The organism is Streptosporangium sp. NBC_01639 (assembly GCF_045209755.1).
In the GTDB taxonomy this organism is placed as follows: domain Bacteria; phylum Actinomycetota; class Actinomycetes; order Streptosporangiales; family Streptosporangiaceae; genus Streptosporangium.
Genome location: NZ_CP109272.1, coordinates 7,297,602 through 7,311,956, shown reverse-complemented (window position 1 = coordinate 7,311,956; position 14,355 = coordinate 7,297,602). Strand labels below are relative to the sequence as shown.

Below are 14,355 nucleotides of genomic sequence, written 5' to 3'. Positions count from 1 at the left end.
GGCGGACGGCGGCACGAGAGGTCCAAGGTCAGGACGCCACCAGCCGCCGATACTTCGGCAGCACGCGCTGGATGGCCGGGTCGAGCCTTTGGGCCGCTTCACGCAGCACCTCGCCCGGGTCGGCGCCGGAGGCGTACACCTTCTCCAGCGCGATCAGTATCTCGGCGATCGTCTCGTTCACGTACCGGCGCATCACATCCGGCTGGCGGGCGCGGTTCAGCTGATCTTGGGCGATCTGGTACGCAGGGATCTTGGCGTTGCGCTCCTTGATCTTCGATGAGTTGAGGGAGCTGGTGGTTACCGGGAGATAGCCGGTGTTGAGGCTCCACTCGGGCGCACCCTTCACGATGAGATACTTGATCACTTCCCAGGTTGCCTGTTTGCGCGCCTTGGTCGCGTTGCGCATGACCGCCAGTCCGCTGCCTCCGGTCGGTACGCCGGGCGAGTCCTGCTCGGGCAGGAAGGCAGCGCCGAACTCGAACTTGGCCGCCTTGAGCAGCGAGGTGAGCGCACCGGTGGAGTTGCAGATGGTCGCTGTCACGCCGGCTACGAAATCGCCGTTGATGTCGCTGGCCAGGTAGGCCATCTGGTCGTCGTGGATGAACGCCCGATCGAACTCCAGGGCGGCGACGGTGTGCTCGGAGTCCAGCGTCGGCGCCATGCCATCGGAGTAGCCGCCATTGAAGGCCCAGGTCGAGCCCTGGAAGTACCAGTCGTCCTTGCCGGTATAGCCGCGCATCTTGACCGGTGAGCCGCGGTACCTGAAGCCCTTGAGCTGACGGCCCCATTCCCGCAACTCGGTGAACGTCTTCGGTCCGCGGTCGGGCAGCCCGGCGCCGGCGAAGATCTCCTTGTTGTAGTAGAAAAGCGGCGTCGAGCGAGCCCAGGGCAGCCAGTAGACCTGGTCTCGAATGGTGCCCTCGGCCAGGAACCTCGGATGGAACGCGTCGGGGCCGAAGTCGGCGTCGAAGTAGCCGGTCAGCGGTTCCAGCGTCTCGGCGAGGAAGTAGCGGTTCCAGTACACGTCGCTGAGCGTGACCAGGTCGGGAACCTGCGCCGTGGCGAAACTGGCGGCCAGCTTCGAATCGAGCGCGGGGTATCCGGGAAACAGCTGGATCTCGCAGAAGATGTCCTGCTGCGAACTGTTGAACCCGTCGATGACCGACTGCAGGATCGTGGCGTTGTAGGCGGTGAACGCACTCCACAGCACGACCCGCTCTCGGCGGGCGAACTGCGGCGGCACTTGTCCGCTCACCTGGGAGTAATCGCCGCCCCGGCGGCCGACACAGCCGGTCAGCGCCAGGCTGGCCGCGGCCGCGGTGGCACCGGTGAGGAGTCGGCGGCGGCTGAAACTGGTCCCGGTCACACTGGTTCCTTTCTGATCGAACCGGATCGCAGGCACGTGATGATCACCGGCGAACCACGCTGCCGGCCAGACCGGCAACGATGTAGCGCTGTGCCAGCAGGAAGACGATCGCCATCGGCAGGATGACGAACAGGGTTCCGGCCATCAGGGCGCCCCAGTCGTTGATGCCGTCGTTCTCCTTGAGGTAGAGCAACCCGATCGGCAGCGTTCGCATGTTGACCGAGTTGGTCACGATCAGCGGCCAGACGAAGCCGTTCCACTCATCGATCAGGGCGAGCAGTCCGACCGTGATGATCGCCGGTCGGGACATCGGCACGATGAACGAGATGATCGTGCGCAGATGCCCGGCGCCGTCCAGCTGCGCCGCCTCCAGCACCTCCTGCGGAATCGACCGGAAGAACTGGTGGAGCAGGAAGGTGCCGAATGCCGACGCCACGCCCGGCAGGATCAGGCCGGCATAGGTGTTCACCAGATTCAGCTGGCCGATGGTGATGTAGTTCACCAGCAGGGTCACGTGCCCCGGCACCATCAGCGCGCCGAGCATGAAGATGAACAGCCAGCGCTTGCCTGGGAACGGCAGGAAGACGAAGGCGTACGCGGTAGAGATCGCCAACAGCACCTTGAGCACCGTCCCGATCGCGGCCACCATGACCGAGTTGATCAGGAACTGGCCGAACGGGGCCAACGTCCAGGCATTGACGAAGTTCTCCAGGGTCAGCGATCGCGGGATCAGCCGCAGCGGCCAGCTGTTGATGTCGGCGTTGGTCTTGAACGCCGTGCTGACGAAGAGGTAGAGCGGGATCAGGAAGATCAGGGCCGCGGCCACCAGGGCGACCACGCCCCACCAGCGCGTACGCCGAGGACCGGACGATTTCTGCGGGGTGACCTCGGTCGTCACCGCGGTTGGCATGACCGTCATCAGTAGTGCACCCTCCGCTCGACGAATCGGAACTGCAAAACGGTGATCGCCATCAGCACCACGAACATGATCATGGAAGCCGCGCTCGAGGTGCCGACGTTGTTACGGCTGAACGCCTCGTCGTAGATGAACCAGCTCAACGTGGTGGTGGCACCGGCAGGCCCGCCGCCGGTCATCATGGCGATCACGTCGAAGGACTGAAAGGCCGAGATCGTCTGAGTGATCACCAGGAAGAAGGTGGTCGGGGAGAGTAGCGGGAAGATCACCCGCCGGAACCGCGTCCATCGGCCGGCACCGTCGATACGGGCTGCTTCCAGCACCTCAGCCGGAATCTGCTGGATACCTACCAGGTAGACGATCGCGACGAAGCCGAGACCCTTCCAGATGGAGACGATGATCAACGCCCACAGCGCCCAGGAGTCGTCGGTCGTCCAGGCCGGCGAGGCCACTCCGAACGCGTCGAACACCATCCGGCTGAGGCCGTGATTGGGATCGAAGATCAGCAGCCAGATGGTCGCGATCGCCGCCCCGGACAGCACGTGTGGGGAGAAGGCGAGCGTCTGCACCGCGGTGGTGCCCCGAATGCGCTGCGAGAACAACAGCGCCAGCGCCAAGCCGAGCACCAAGGTCACGACAACGACGACGACCACCCACACCAGTGTGCGCAACAGGACCTCGGGGAAGGTCCAACTGCTGAACAGGACCTTGTAGTTGAGCAGGCCGACCAGGTCGGCCTGCGGTGAGATGAAGTCCCAGGTGGTGAAGCTCAGATAGATGTTCTCGATGATCGGCCAGTACGAGAACGCGGCGATCAACGCCAGGTTGGGCAGCGCGAACGCGGCGAACAGCAGGTACCCGCGCCGGCGTATCGCACCGAGTGATCGTTCGGAGGTCGTTCCCTCGACATTGGCCGGCCGGCGGGCGCTGACCGACAGAGCTGACCTCGAACCGAGATCGCCAGGTCCACTGCTCACGGGCTACCACCCATCCGCATCGACGATGAACGCTGGAGACCTTACAGAAGGTCATGCGCTCAACTCTGGTCAGAAGGTGGCAAATCTGTGATTATTGCGCGAACGTTTCAATCATATGTGCAAGGGTGTAAACAGGATGTCCAGCTCGTTTCAGGGCCGTGCCTTCGATCGTCAGCAGCGGATCCTCAGTTACGTCCGGAGCGAAGGCCGTGCGGTCGTCTCCGAGATCGCCGACCTGTTCGCGATCTCGCCCGCGACGCTGCGCCGGGATCTGCGTGCGCTCGAGACGCAGCGGCTGATCGTCCGGTCGTACGGCGTCTTCTACCCCACCGACATCGGCCGCTATGAGACGCCGGTGGATTACCGGCACAAGGCCCGGACCGAGGAGCGGCTGGCAATTGCCGAAGCCGCGGTCGCCCTGATGGTCGACGTCGGCACGGTGTTTCTCGACGAGGGTGCGCTGCCGGAGGATCTGGTCGGGCCGATGCGCCGGCTGCAGCGGATGACTGTGGTGACCCGATCTCTGACCGTTGCTGCCGAACTCGGCCGTCAGACTGATCACGATGTGATCATTGTCGGCGGCCGGCTACGGCCGGCGACCATGGGCACCGTCGACCGATGGGCGACGGTGATGCTCGGAGAGCTGAATGTCGACCTGGCGTTCATGGGCGCCAACGGGGTGTCGATCGACCGCGGGCTGACGACTCCGGACCCGTCCGTGGCGCAGGCCAAGACGGCGGCGATGCAAGCGGCCCGCCAGTCCGTGCTGTTGTGCGAGCACACCCGATTCGGGGTGAGCAGCTTCACCAAGTTCGCCGACGTCGGGCAGCTGACCTGGGTCATCACCGGCAAACAGCTGTCCCGAGCGTCCGCGCAGCGCTACGGCGCAGCTGGACCTAGAGTGCTGCGCGTCTAGCCGGATATCCATACCTTCGGAACATAAACGTCCAATGGCACCGCATCACCACGCTCTGGAGTTGGAGAACGTAGTCAGGAGAGGTCATCTCGACACGGTGGTCACCAAGACGACCATCGCTCACCACTGTTCGCTCAGAAACGAATCGTCGAAGTAATGGGCGTGGTTGACGACCAGATCATCGCACTCGACGCCGAGGCAGGGCCCTGACAGGGTTTCTGCGTCGCCGACGAGCCGACCTCGTCACCGACGACTCGGTTAAAGCCGTGAGAGCCGAGCACGCCTTCGACTTCTCCACTGGCGTGCGCCGGACGCCCGACAGGGCGACTGGCCCCTATATGACGCCCTACCTCCGTTCCGCGAATGTCGGCTACGGGATCCTCGACCTGTCCGACGCGCTGAAGATGAACTACGACTCAGTAGAGCGCGAGAAGTTCCGCCTCCGCTATGGCAACGTGGTGGTGTCCGAGGGCAGCGCAAGTGCGAATGCGGTCGGGATGCCCGCCATGTGGCGAGACGCGCTGCCGGGGCCTGTCCGCACCCAGATAACCCTGCTCCGTCTGCGGGAGCTGGAAGGGGGGTCGACATGGCGCGGTGGTCCAGGAAATCGTCGCCATGGTCAACGCCGTCGAAGGCGGGCTGGTGCGCGCTAACGAGCAGGTGTACCACTCGAATATTGAGTTATGCACTCTGAGCAGTGGTTAAGCGACGTGGTGGTATTCGCTGATCGTGCCTGCGACGACGAGTTTTCGGCGGATGGAGCGCAGGTCGTTGAGGCCGGTCACATCCTGGGCCGGCTGCGTTGCGGTGTCCGGAAACTGCTGGGCACCTCACCAGCACCGCCAGTAGGGCGAACAAGCACCTCACCAATCGGTAGACCAGCGACAACAACACCTTGAGCTTCCCCCCGTAGCACGGCCACCTCACCTGAGTTGACCCTGTGTCGGCTGGGAAGGAAGTGCTTCGTGCCTGCACCTCACCCGATCGAGTTCCGTCAGCGTGCCGTCGAACTTGCCCGTAAGGGCGATAAACCGGTCTCTGTCCTTGCTGAAAACCTGGGTATCAGCGATTCCTGTCTGCGGAGTTGGATGCGCCAGGCCGACACCGATGACAACGGCGGTGCGAAGCTGACCAGCGCGGAGAAGAAGGAGCTCTCCGATCTGCGGCGCCGAACCCGGCAGCTTGAGCTGGAGAATGAGATCCTCAAGCGGGCGGCTGCGTATTTCGCCCGGGAGAACGTGCTCCCAAAATAGGGTACGCGCTGGTCCGTGAACTCGCCGATGACGACTTTCCTGTCGCGGTGGCCTGCCGGGTGTTGAACATTTCCAGATCGGGCTACAAAGACTGGGTTGGCCGGCCGCAGTCACCACGCGACCAAAGAAACACCGAACTACTGAAGCTGATCCGTGACATCCATGAGACGTCACGTTACAGCTACGGCTCGCCGCGGATCCACGCGGAGCTGACGCTCGGCCTGGACCTGGAGGTCAACCGCAAGCGCGTCGAACGGCTCATGCGTGAGGCCGGCATCCAGGGCATCTACCGGCGCAAGGGCCGCCGCAACCTCGTCAACGCCGCCACCGAGGAGGATCTGGTCCGCCGGGCCTTCACGGTGCAAGCGCCGGACCGGCTGTGGGTCAGCGACATCACCGAGCACCCCACCGACGAAGGGAAACTGTATTGCGCCGCTGTCATGGACGCCTATTCTCGTCGCATCATCGGCCATTCTATCGACATACGCCAGACCAGCGCTCTGGTCGTCGACGCGATGGTCATGGCCGTCGCCCGCCGTAACCCGCCCAGCAGGAAGACGATCCTGCATTCTGACCACGGAACACAGTACACATCGTTCTCGTACGGGAAACGGCTCCGTGATGCTGAACTCCTCGGCTCGATGGGAACCGTCGGCGATTGCTACGACAATGCCATGATGGAATCGTTCTGGGGAACGATGCAGCTCGAACTGCTCGACGTTGACAAATAGTCAACAAGAGCCGAGTTGGCCAGCGCGATGTTTGAATGGATCGAGTGCTGGTATAACCCGTATAGGCGTCATTCCAGCATCGACATGAACAGCCCAATCGCGTTCGAGGAGCTCTACAAGCCCTCAGACGCAACCTCGTGATCCCACACCATCGGTGGCTGTAGTACGGGGGGAACCTCAACCTCGCGACGGTCGCAGCTGCTGCCCTGATCGCGCAGCATAGTTCCAGTTCACAGCACGAAACCGTGTTTCTGAGCGGGACACGATCACACCTGGTTCCGACGACACGAACGTCTGGGTGGAATCCTCAACGAGGATCGCAGAGCCGCATAATCATTCAGGAGAAATAGCTGCTTGGCGCCTGTGCGGCGAGCTTTGAAGCACTACAAGATTCGGTAGTGTCTCCGTCGCCGACGGTGGCGTCTCCTTCAATGGGGTCTTTGGTCGCTGCTCGGCGCTCCTGCGTCGTCACAGGCGGCCTTCCCACTGCTCGACGGTGGCTCGGGCGCCGATGCTGTGGAGACTGTCGAGGGCTTTGACATAGGGCTCGACAAAGGCGGGCTGATAACGGAGGTCGCCAAACAACGTTTCGTCCTCGAGGAAGGCCAAGGGGTCGGTGAGCTGGCGAGCTGCTCGGTTCGTCAGGTCGGTTCGACGTCGGTCGACCACGTCGATCTGTCGGCCCCATTCGTCGACTCCTTGCGCGTACCTGGCCCAGCTCGCGACCACCAGGGCGGACCGCCGGACGTCCTTGCCCGCCGCCAGGCGGGCATGGACGACGGGCAGGAGGAACTTGGGGATGCGGTCGGAGGCGTCAGCGCACAGCCGGGACAAGGTGTCGCTGATCTCCGGGTTGGAGAAGCGCTCGATGAGCTGTGTCTTGTACGTAGGCAGGTCGACACCGGGTACCGGCTCGAGCGTCGGGGTCGCCTCCTCCTCCATGTAGGCGCGGACGAATCGGACGAAGGAGGGGTCGCGGCAGACCTCGTGCGCGAATCGGTACCCGGCCAGGTAGCCGAGATAGCAGAGCGTCTGGTGGCCGGCGTTGAGGAGGCGAAGCTTCATCAACTCATACGGCTCGACGTCATCGACGAACTGAACGCCGACGCGCTCGAGTGCGGGCCGGCCAGAAGGGAAACGGTCTTCGACGACCCACTGGCAGAACGGCTCACACACCACAGGCCAGGAGTCTTTGACGCCGAACTCCTCAAGAAGCCGCCGGCTGTCGAGGGGGGAGGTGACGGGGGTGATGCGGTCGACCATCGAGCTGGGGAAGCTGACCTTCTGATTGATCCACTCGCCGAGCTCCTCGTCCTTGAGGCTGGCGAAGGCGCTGAGCGTCCGTTGCGCGACCCGGCCGTTCTGGGGGAGGTTGTCGCACGACAGGACGGTGAACGGCTCAATACCGGCTGCCCGGCGTCGTGCGAGGGCCTCGGTCAGGAAGCCGAACGTTGAGGTCGGCTGCGCGCCGTCGCGCACTTCGGTGAGAACGGCCGCATCGGCTTCGAACTCACCCGTGGTCTGGTTCACGTGGTATCCACCTTCGGTGATCGTTAACGAGACGATCCGGATGGCGGGATCGGTTAGGGCCGTGAGCACCGCTTCGGGGTCATCGGGCGCGAACAGGTAATCGATCATCGACCCGATGACCCGGGGGCGAGGAGGGCGGTCCGCCTCCTTCTCCACCAGCGTGTAAAGGGTGGACTGTTCCCGCAGTGTGTCACGCATCGGTTCGTCCTCGGGACGAACGCCCACACCGATGATGGCGAACTGGCTGGCGTCGGACTCACCAAATGCGTCGGACTCGCTCAACAAAGCGTCGAGATACATTGCCTGGTGCGCGCGATGGAATCCGCCCACCCCAATGTGGACGATCCCGGCGCGAAGCTTTGACCGGTCGTAGCCGGGCACGGGGACACGCGACGCGATGGCGGATAGGTTGGCGGCGGTGAGCTTCATCTGGCCTCCTGAGCTATCGAGGCTGGCTGGCTGGAGTGGGGGACTCTTGGCTTGAGTTGTGACAGGCACGGCGGGTCCGCCCCGCGGCGGGTCACCGTGACCCCAGCGGTCAGGGCGGCGAACGTACCGATGGTCCGCAACGTGTCCTCGGGAAGCCCGCCAGGCCTGCGCAGCGTGTTCGCGAGATCCAGTTCGAGGAACTTGTACAGCAGGCCGGACATGTAGGCGTCACCAGCGCCTATCGTGTCCACCACCCGCGCGGGGACCGAGGGGATATGAACCTGGTGACCGCCGGAGGCCAGCAGGGAGCCATCGGCTCCGGCGGTCAGCCCGACGAGCGACACGCCGAATCCCAGCAGCTTCCCGACCAGTTCTCCGGGTGTGAGGTCGGGGAAGAGCCAGGACGCGTCCTCATCGCTGAGCTTGACGATGTCGGCACGCGCGCAGAGGTCCTCGAACATCCTCCGGACCTCCTGCCGCGGCAGCAGCAGCGAGGGCCGGATGTTCGGGTCGATACTCACCACGGCCCCGCGCTGTCGTGCGGCTGACAGGATCGCTCTTACGCGGCTGGCGCCGGGCTCCAGGAAGAGCGCCAACGAGCCGGCGTGCAGGAGGCCGACCTCGGCCACCGGAACGTCTGCGCGGAGGGCCCACGTGAAGTCCAGGTCGTAGTCCGCCGAGCCGTCGGCTGCCAGCTTCGCGGTGGCCACCGGTGTGCGGGCTCCGACCGGCCCCGCGGACACGACCTCCGCGCCTGCGTCATGGAGATGAGCGAGGATCTGATCCCCGTAGTCGTCCGACCCGAGCGCCGTCATGAACTGGACGGGCACCTCAAGCCGTCCGAGTGCGACAGCGACGTTGAGGGGAGAGCCACCAGGCGTCACCGACCTCTTCCCGGCAGGATCGGCAATCACATCCATAACCGACTCACCGATCACGACGATGGTCGGGGGCTGCTGTGTCATCTCATCGCCTCCGGTAGAGCTGCTGACAGCGGATGTGGTTCAGGGCGACGGCCGCGATGATGACGCTGCTGTACGCCGGTGGGACCCGGGAGAGGCCGAGCACGTGGCCGATCGCAATCACGTCGCGGTTACGGATATGGCCGGGCGCCGGAATCCCTGTCGCCGCGATGTATTCAAGGTCGCCGGCTCTCAACGGAATCGGCGTCATGTTGTGGAGGCCTGGCTGGATGTCAGGCCGAACTGTCGCTTCCGGGCCGAGCCCCCGAAGTGCAGATCGAGTGCGTCGAGAGCGTCGTTGAGCGCGTCGAGAGCGGCAGGGACTCTGCCGGCCATGTCGACGAAGCCGTGTACGAGAGTGGGAAACGGCAGATATGTCGTCGCGACGTCCGCCTCGACGAGTCTGCGCGCGTAAGCCATTCCTTCGTCGTGAAGGGGGTCAAAGCCTGCCGTGACCAGAACGGTAGGAGGCATCCCGGCGAGATCCGTCAGCGCCGCAGGCGTGGCCCGAGGGTCGGATGCGTGCTCGGGATCGCTAAGGTAGCAAGACCAGTAATACGCCATGTCGGCCCTAGTGAGGATGTAACCTTCCGCCATCTGACTCATTGAATCGCTTGCCATCGATGGGTCCAATGCTGGGTACAGGAGCAATTGGGCGTCGACCCGCATGTCGTCCTGATGTCGGCTTGCGGCTGTAAGCGCTCCAACTACATTCGCTCCTGCGCTGTCCCCAATGGCCGCGATCCGGGCATCAGGATGCTTCTTCCCCAGTTCGGCGAGTATGGCAGCGCAGTCGTTGTACGCAGCCGGAAAGGCGTGCTCCGGTGCGAGCCGGTAATCGACAGAGACCACCCGCGCGCATAGCCTGCGGGCAGCGCTTCGCGCTAAGAAATCCGCGCTGTCCAGGTCGCCGACGACCCAGCCTCCTCCGTGCGCGTAGAGCACCACCCGGTCCGGCATCATGATCGATTCTTCGGTGTCATAGATGCGGATGGGGACGGCGTGTGCACCGGCGAGCACATGCCCATCGCGGACGGACGCCACCTCGGGGACCGTTCTCTCCCCTCCGAGAATCGCGCGCAAGACGGTGAACCAGGAGCGGGCCTGTTCCGGGGTGAAATCGTTGAGGCCCTCGGCGCCGGGCTCACCGAGTGCATTCAGCTCGGAGATCACATGACGGACGGCAGGGTCCAAGGATTGATGCATGAAGGAACCACTTTCACTACCGCGGGTGAGCAGGCGTCGGCGCGCATCAGCGTCGGCCGAAAGACACGGGGCGAAATCAGCGTTTGAGAGAGAACATCCGTCCGCGTCTTACGCTGTCGGCGGCGACGGCCAGAACCAGGATGCTGCCGATGATCATATTGGAATAGAGGGCATCGATTCCCGCAACCGCGAGTGCATTGTCGATCTCGGCGAACAGGATCGCACCGAGAGCGGTGCCGGTGATCGTCCCGATGCCGCCGAACAAGCTGGTGCCGCCGATGAGTACGGCACTGATCGCCGTCAGGGTCACCGACGATCCGCCGGCGCTGACCTGACCGCTACCGGTGCGAGCGGCGTAAACGATGCCCGCGAACGCTGCGAGAGCACCGGCCCCGATATAGAGCCAGGCGTCAAGACGCCGGACCGGAATGCCGTTCTCAGTGGCCGCTAGCCGGTTGCCTCCTAGGGACCGCACATTGTATCCGTAGCGGGTGCGTTCAAGGACAAGGTGATAGGCGATACCTACCAGGATTCCCGCGATGATGACGTTCGGCACGCCGAGGGTCGAACCGGTGCCCAGCGCGTTGAACTGCGTGGGAAGCGGTGCGATGTCGATGCCATCCGTGAAGAGGATGACCACCCCGCTCATGAAGTAGAAAGTGCCAAGCGTGGTAATGATCGGCGGCACTCGGAGGCGGTCGATAGTGACCGCGTTCAACGCTCCGATCGCTGCGCCGACCGCGATGCCGAGGAGTATCGCCAGCGGCCAGATGATGCCGTGGGTCATGAAGTACGCCGCTGAGACCCCACCGAGCGTGAAGACCGCGCCCACCGAGAAATCGAAGCCTCCGCCGATGGTCACGAGTGTGAGCGGACACGCCACGATGAAGGTCACGACCGCGGCACGGATGACCTGGAGGAGGTTGTCCGACGTGCCGAAGGAGGGATTGCGTAGTGTGGCAAGAACGCCGACCAGGATCAGGACGGCGATCAGGGTCAGCTCCTGCCGGGCCAGCAGCCGCCGGCCGAGGCTGAGCTTGATGACCGGCGTGTCGATGGCCCCCGGCGCTATCGTCTCCGATGCACCGCCCCTCACGGTCATGCCGCAGTCCCTTGGCGAGCACCGGTGATGTATCCGATGACTTCGTCGCGAGTTACCGTTGCGGCATCGAGGTGAGCGACGGTTCGACCGAGGCGCATCACCGTGATGTCGTCGCAGTAGTTGAAGACGAAGTCCAGGTCGTGACAAATGATGATGATTGCCTTTCCCTTGGCCTTGAGCCGATCGATGATGTCGCCGACGTGACCTCGCTCCTGAATTCCGAGCGCCGCGGTGGGCTCGTCCAGTAGCACGATCTTGCTTTCCTCCAGGCGCACCGCGCGCGAGATGGCAATGATCTGGCGTTGACCGCCCGACAGCATCCCGACGGGCGTCCGAACCGAGCCCACCCGCACGTTCAGATCCGCGAGCACCCGCGCGGCGTCGCGTTCCATTCGCTTGCGATCGACGAAGAACCTCTTCTTCGGGATGTCGCCCAGGTGCAGATTCGTCGCCACGTCCAGGCATTCGACGAGCGCGAGGTCCTGGTAGACGGTGGCGATGCCGTGATTGCGTGCGTCGGCTGGGCTGTCGAAGGAAACGAGCGCACCCGAGATCCGCAGTTCGCCACTGTCTGGATTGTGCAGGCCGGAGAGGATCTTCAGCATGGTCGACTTGCCGGCTCCGTTATCGCCGACGATTCCGTGCACCCGCCCGGCGGACACCCGGAGGTCGGCCTCGTGCAAGGCCTGTACATGGCCGAAGTTCTTACTCGCGCCTGCCAGCGTTAGCACGTTGGCCTGTGCTGTGCCGTCGTTTGTCACAGAAGGCTCCTTACTGCAGGTCGCCGCTCTTGGTGAGAGAGTCGACGGTCGACGCGGTGGCAAAGTCGATCGGCGTCGAAATGTTCGACGGGACCGTTTCTCCCTTTGACAGCTTGATCAGCGCATCGACCGGCGCCCGGCCAATCTCGCACATGTTCTGCAACAGGAAGGAGTACACGATTCCCGCTTTCATGCCCTCCACCGAACCGCTGTAGATGCTGTTCGTGGTGAGAAAGACTTTGCTTACCTGGCTCTTCTGCTTGATAGCCGCGATGATCCCGGGGGTAGCGGCGCCCTCATTGGTGACGAAGTGGTTGAGCTCAGGGTGTGCCGTCATCAGTGCCGTGGCCAGGTCGATCGTCTTGGTGACGTCCCCGCTGTCATACCGCGTGTCGACGATCTTGATACTGCTGTACTGCTTCGCGGCCTCTTTGAACGCGTTGACGAAGATTGCGTCCGGCCCGGTCGGGCCCTGGGTGAGGAACGCAACGTTCTGTTGCCCAGGTTTGGCCGCGACGGTTTTGGCGGCGAGCTGTCCGAACTGCTCGAAGGACGTGCCTGCATTGATGTTCTGGTTCTTGGTCTGACCGCCCTCAACGGTCGCAACATAGGCACCAGCCGCACGGGCCTGTGCGAAGACCGGATCGAACTGCTCAGCGCTGGCCGGGAACGTCACCAGCGCGTCTATCTTGCTGGAAATACCTTGCTGAAGCCGGTCGATCATCAGCTTGGTGTCCATGTCGTTGCCGTTGGGGCCGGCCTGCGAGAAGGTGATCCCGTTCTTTTCCGCCTCCGCCTTCATGCATTGCCCGATCGTCTTCCAGGCAGGGTAATTGGGCAGAGGATTCACGAAGAGCATGGACTTGATCGGCTTGGCCAGCGATGTCGCCGACGACTTGGCGGCGGCAGGACCGGTGGCGGTATCGATCGCGTTGCTACACGCGGTGACGCCGGCGGAAAGTGTGGTGATGATCGCGGTGTTGAGAGCGTAACGCACGTATCGTCGAGCGTGCATGCGCAGGATCCTTCCGGAGGCGACCGTCCCGCCGGGAGATCGGGCGCTCGTTTACAGTGACGTCAACGCTAGGTTTCACCCCGATAACGTGTCTACGGTCGGGTGGCTGACGTTCGCGCCGATTCTTCCGCCAATCGGCTAAGTCAGGTGAACGCAGCTCGGAGCGCTTCGACCTGGTCGCGGATCGCGGCCTGACCTAGCCGGGTCGCGTGAAACGAGTCGAAGGAATGGAACCCGCGTGCATACTGCCGCAGGTCGACCGGAACCTCGGCGCGCATGAGCCGCTGCGCATGCTCCAGGGCTTCGTCTCGCAAAGGGTCGTAGCCGGCGGTGCAGAGATAGGTGGGGGGTGAAAGGGAGACGTCCGGCTCGTGAGCAGGTGAGCTGTGGATCGGGTAGGCGACCTGGCCTGGGCTCCATTGCGGCCCCAGGTACAGGCGCCACATGTCGCGCAGCGTGTTATGCGTCAGAACAGGGGTGTCGGAATAATGCCGCGCGGTGTGTGTCGTGAGACCGGCGTCGAGAACGGGGAACAGCAGCATCTGTAGCACGAGGGCCGGGCGGCCGTCTCCGCTGGAACGGATCGCGGTTCCGCTGGCCAGGGCACCTCCGGCGCTGAGCCCGCCAATGGCGACGCGACCGTTGTCGATGCCGAGTTCATCCGAGTGGTCGCGCAGATGGACCAGGGCCAGGAGGCAATCATCGAGACCCGCCGGAAAAGGGTTTTCCGGCGAGAGACGGTAATCCACCGCGAACACGATGCACCCGGCTTCGGCCGCGTAGCTCTCGCATCGGGTGTCCTCGCTGTTCAGGCCTCCGGTGACGAAGCTGCCGCCGTGGATGAACAGCAGCATCGGAAGCGGGCCACGCCGTTGCGTCCTAGGGCGGTAACGCCGAACGGCCAGGTGGGTACCGTCAGGTCGCGGGACGACCGAATCAGTGGTCTCCACATCGTGGCGGCGATCGGACAAGCGCATGTTCGCAACCAGCGCCGCCTCGGTCGCCCGGGCCCCCGCCACGTCGGCGATGTCGATCCGGGGCATCAGTACCTGCATCGCAGCGAGCTCGGGATCGAGCATCATCCTGCCGGCTCGTCGAGAAGGGTCCGCCCCGCCTCGACTGTCCGGAGCGGATGGTGCGGTCGACATGCGTCGAATCATGGCACATCGCGGCAGAGCAGGTAGCCGCAGC

General features: G+C 63.9%; 15 protein-coding genes. 4 read left to right on the top strand and 11 right to left on the bottom strand.

Going from position 1 to position 14,355, the window contains the following annotated elements:
- Window positions 1-28 precede the first annotated feature (28 nt).
- Genes OHA77_RS33235 through OHA77_RS33225 form a run of 3 tightly spaced genes read right to left on the bottom strand, consistent with a single transcriptional unit; the run spans window position 29 to window position 3,259 of the window.
- Complete coding sequence (locus tag OHA77_RS33235) at window positions 29-1,366, bottom strand: ABC transporter substrate-binding protein (RefSeq protein ID WP_406313261.1); 1,338 nt, start codon at window positions 1,364-1,366, stop codon at window positions 29-31.
- A 43-nt stretch (window positions 1,367-1,409) separates the two neighbouring features.
- Window positions 1,410-2,285 (bottom strand): carbohydrate ABC transporter permease, encoded by an 876-nt coding sequence (locus tag OHA77_RS33230; protein ID WP_406313260.1) that lies wholly within the window; start codon window positions 2,283-2,285, stop codon window positions 1,410-1,412.
- Complete coding sequence (locus OHA77_RS33225; protein WP_406313258.1) at window positions 2,285-3,259, bottom strand: carbohydrate ABC transporter permease; 975 nt, start codon at window positions 3,257-3,259, stop codon at window positions 2,285-2,287. The genes OHA77_RS33230 and OHA77_RS33225 overlap by 1 nt, the downstream gene beginning before the upstream one ends.
- Before the next feature lie 94 nt (window positions 3,260-3,353).
- Here OHA77_RS33225 and OHA77_RS33220 point away from each other — a divergent pair, with 94 nt between their 5' ends.
- The 4 genes from OHA77_RS33220 to OHA77_RS33205 all read left to right on the top strand — a co-directional run bounded on the left by OHA77_RS33220 (window position 3,354) and on the right by OHA77_RS33205 (window position 6,300).
- Window positions 3,354-4,175: a DeoR/GlpR family DNA-binding transcription regulator gene (locus tag OHA77_RS33220; RefSeq protein ID WP_406313257.1), complete on the top strand. Its 822-nt coding sequence runs from the start codon at window positions 3,354-3,356 to the stop codon at window positions 4,173-4,175.
- Window positions 4,176-5,140: 965 nt separating this feature from the next.
- A complete protein-coding gene (locus tag OHA77_RS33215; protein WP_326819676.1) occupies window positions 5,141-5,428 on the top strand; it encodes a transposase in 288 nt (95 codons plus the stop codon).
- A gap of 47 nt (window positions 5,429-5,475) precedes the next feature.
- Window positions 5,476-6,159 carry an IS3 family transposase gene (locus OHA77_RS33210; protein WP_406313256.1) on the top strand — a complete coding sequence of 228 codons (684 nt, stop codon included), beginning with the start codon at window positions 5,476-5,478 and terminating at the stop codon, window positions 6,157-6,159.
- Window positions 6,160-6,186: 27 nt separating this feature from the next.
- Window positions 6,187-6,300, top strand: coding sequence for a hypothetical protein (locus OHA77_RS33205; protein ID WP_406319916.1), 114 nt, complete (start codon window positions 6,187-6,189; stop codon window positions 6,298-6,300).
- A gap of 327 nt (window positions 6,301-6,627) precedes the next feature.
- Here OHA77_RS33205 and OHA77_RS33200 read toward each other — a convergent pair whose 3' ends face one another.
- From OHA77_RS33200 to OHA77_RS33165, 8 genes are all read right to left on the bottom strand, one after another.
- Window positions 6,628-8,118: a mannitol dehydrogenase family protein gene (locus OHA77_RS33200; RefSeq protein WP_406313255.1), complete on the bottom strand. Its 1,491-nt coding sequence runs from the start codon at window positions 8,116-8,118 to the stop codon at window positions 6,628-6,630.
- Entirely contained in the window at window positions 8,115-9,083 is a 969-nt protein-coding gene (locus tag OHA77_RS33195) for a carbohydrate kinase (protein ID WP_406313254.1), read from the bottom strand. The genes OHA77_RS33200 and OHA77_RS33195 overlap by 4 nt, the downstream gene beginning before the upstream one ends.
- A 1-nt stretch (window position 9,084) precedes the next feature.
- Window positions 9,085-9,291 carry a hypothetical protein gene (locus OHA77_RS33190; RefSeq protein ID WP_406313253.1) on the bottom strand — a complete coding sequence of 69 codons (207 nt, stop codon included), beginning with the start codon at window positions 9,289-9,291 and terminating at the stop codon, window positions 9,085-9,087.
- Window positions 9,288-10,253: an alpha/beta hydrolase gene (locus tag OHA77_RS33185; RefSeq protein ID WP_406313252.1), complete on the bottom strand. Its 966-nt coding sequence runs from the start codon at window positions 10,251-10,253 to the stop codon at window positions 9,288-9,290. Before OHA77_RS33185 ends, OHA77_RS33190 begins: the two co-directional genes overlap by 4 nt.
- A gap of 109 nt (window positions 10,254-10,362) precedes the next feature.
- Window positions 10,363-11,388, bottom strand: a complete 1,026-nt coding sequence (locus tag OHA77_RS33180; protein WP_406313251.1) for an ABC transporter permease — start codon at window positions 11,386-11,388, stop codon at window positions 10,363-10,365.
- Window positions 11,385-12,149 carry an ATP-binding cassette domain-containing protein gene (locus OHA77_RS33175; RefSeq protein ID WP_406313250.1) on the bottom strand — a complete coding sequence of 255 codons (765 nt, stop codon included), beginning with the start codon at window positions 12,147-12,149 and terminating at the stop codon, window positions 11,385-11,387. The genes OHA77_RS33180 and OHA77_RS33175 overlap by 4 nt, the downstream gene beginning before the upstream one ends.
- Window positions 12,150-12,159: 10 nt before the next feature.
- Entirely contained in the window at window positions 12,160-13,164 is a 1,005-nt protein-coding gene (locus OHA77_RS33170) for a sugar ABC transporter substrate-binding protein (protein ID WP_406313248.1), read from the bottom strand.
- 143 nt (window positions 13,165-13,307) lie between these two features.
- Entirely contained in the window at window positions 13,308-14,246 is a 939-nt protein-coding gene (locus OHA77_RS33165; RefSeq protein WP_326824244.1) for an alpha/beta hydrolase, read from the bottom strand.
- Window positions 14,247-14,355 lie beyond the last annotated feature (109 nt).

Bases quoted from the DNA above. Each gene is read 5' to 3' on its own strand.
- OHA77_RS33230 (WP_406313260.1), bottom strand. From the start codon at position 2,285: ATGACGGTCATGCCAACCGCGGTGACGACCGAGGTCACCCCGCAGAAA.
- OHA77_RS33205 (WP_406319916.1), top strand. From the start codon at position 6,187: ATGTTTGAATGGATCGAGTGCTGGTATAACCCGTATAGGCGTCATTCC.
- OHA77_RS33200 (WP_406313255.1), bottom strand. From the start codon at position 8,118: ATGAAGCTCACCGCCGCCAACCTATCCGCCATCGCGTCGCGTGTCCCC.
- OHA77_RS33195 (WP_406313254.1), bottom strand. From the start codon at position 9,083: ATGACACAGCAGCCCCCGACCATCGTCGTGATCGGTGAGTCGGTTATG.
- OHA77_RS33190 (WP_406313253.1), bottom strand. From the start codon at position 9,291: ATGACGCCGATTCCGTTGAGAGCCGGCGACCTTGAATACATCGCGGCG.
- OHA77_RS33180 (WP_406313251.1), bottom strand. From the start codon at position 11,388: ATGACCGTGAGGGGCGGTGCATCGGAGACGATAGCGCCGGGGGCCATC.
- OHA77_RS33170 (WP_406313248.1), bottom strand. From the start codon at position 13,164: ATGCACGCTCGACGATACGTGCGTTACGCTCTCAACACCGCGATCATC.
- OHA77_RS33165 (WP_326824244.1), bottom strand. From the start codon at position 14,246: ATGATGCTCGATCCCGAGCTCGCTGCGATGCAGGTACTGATGCCCCGG.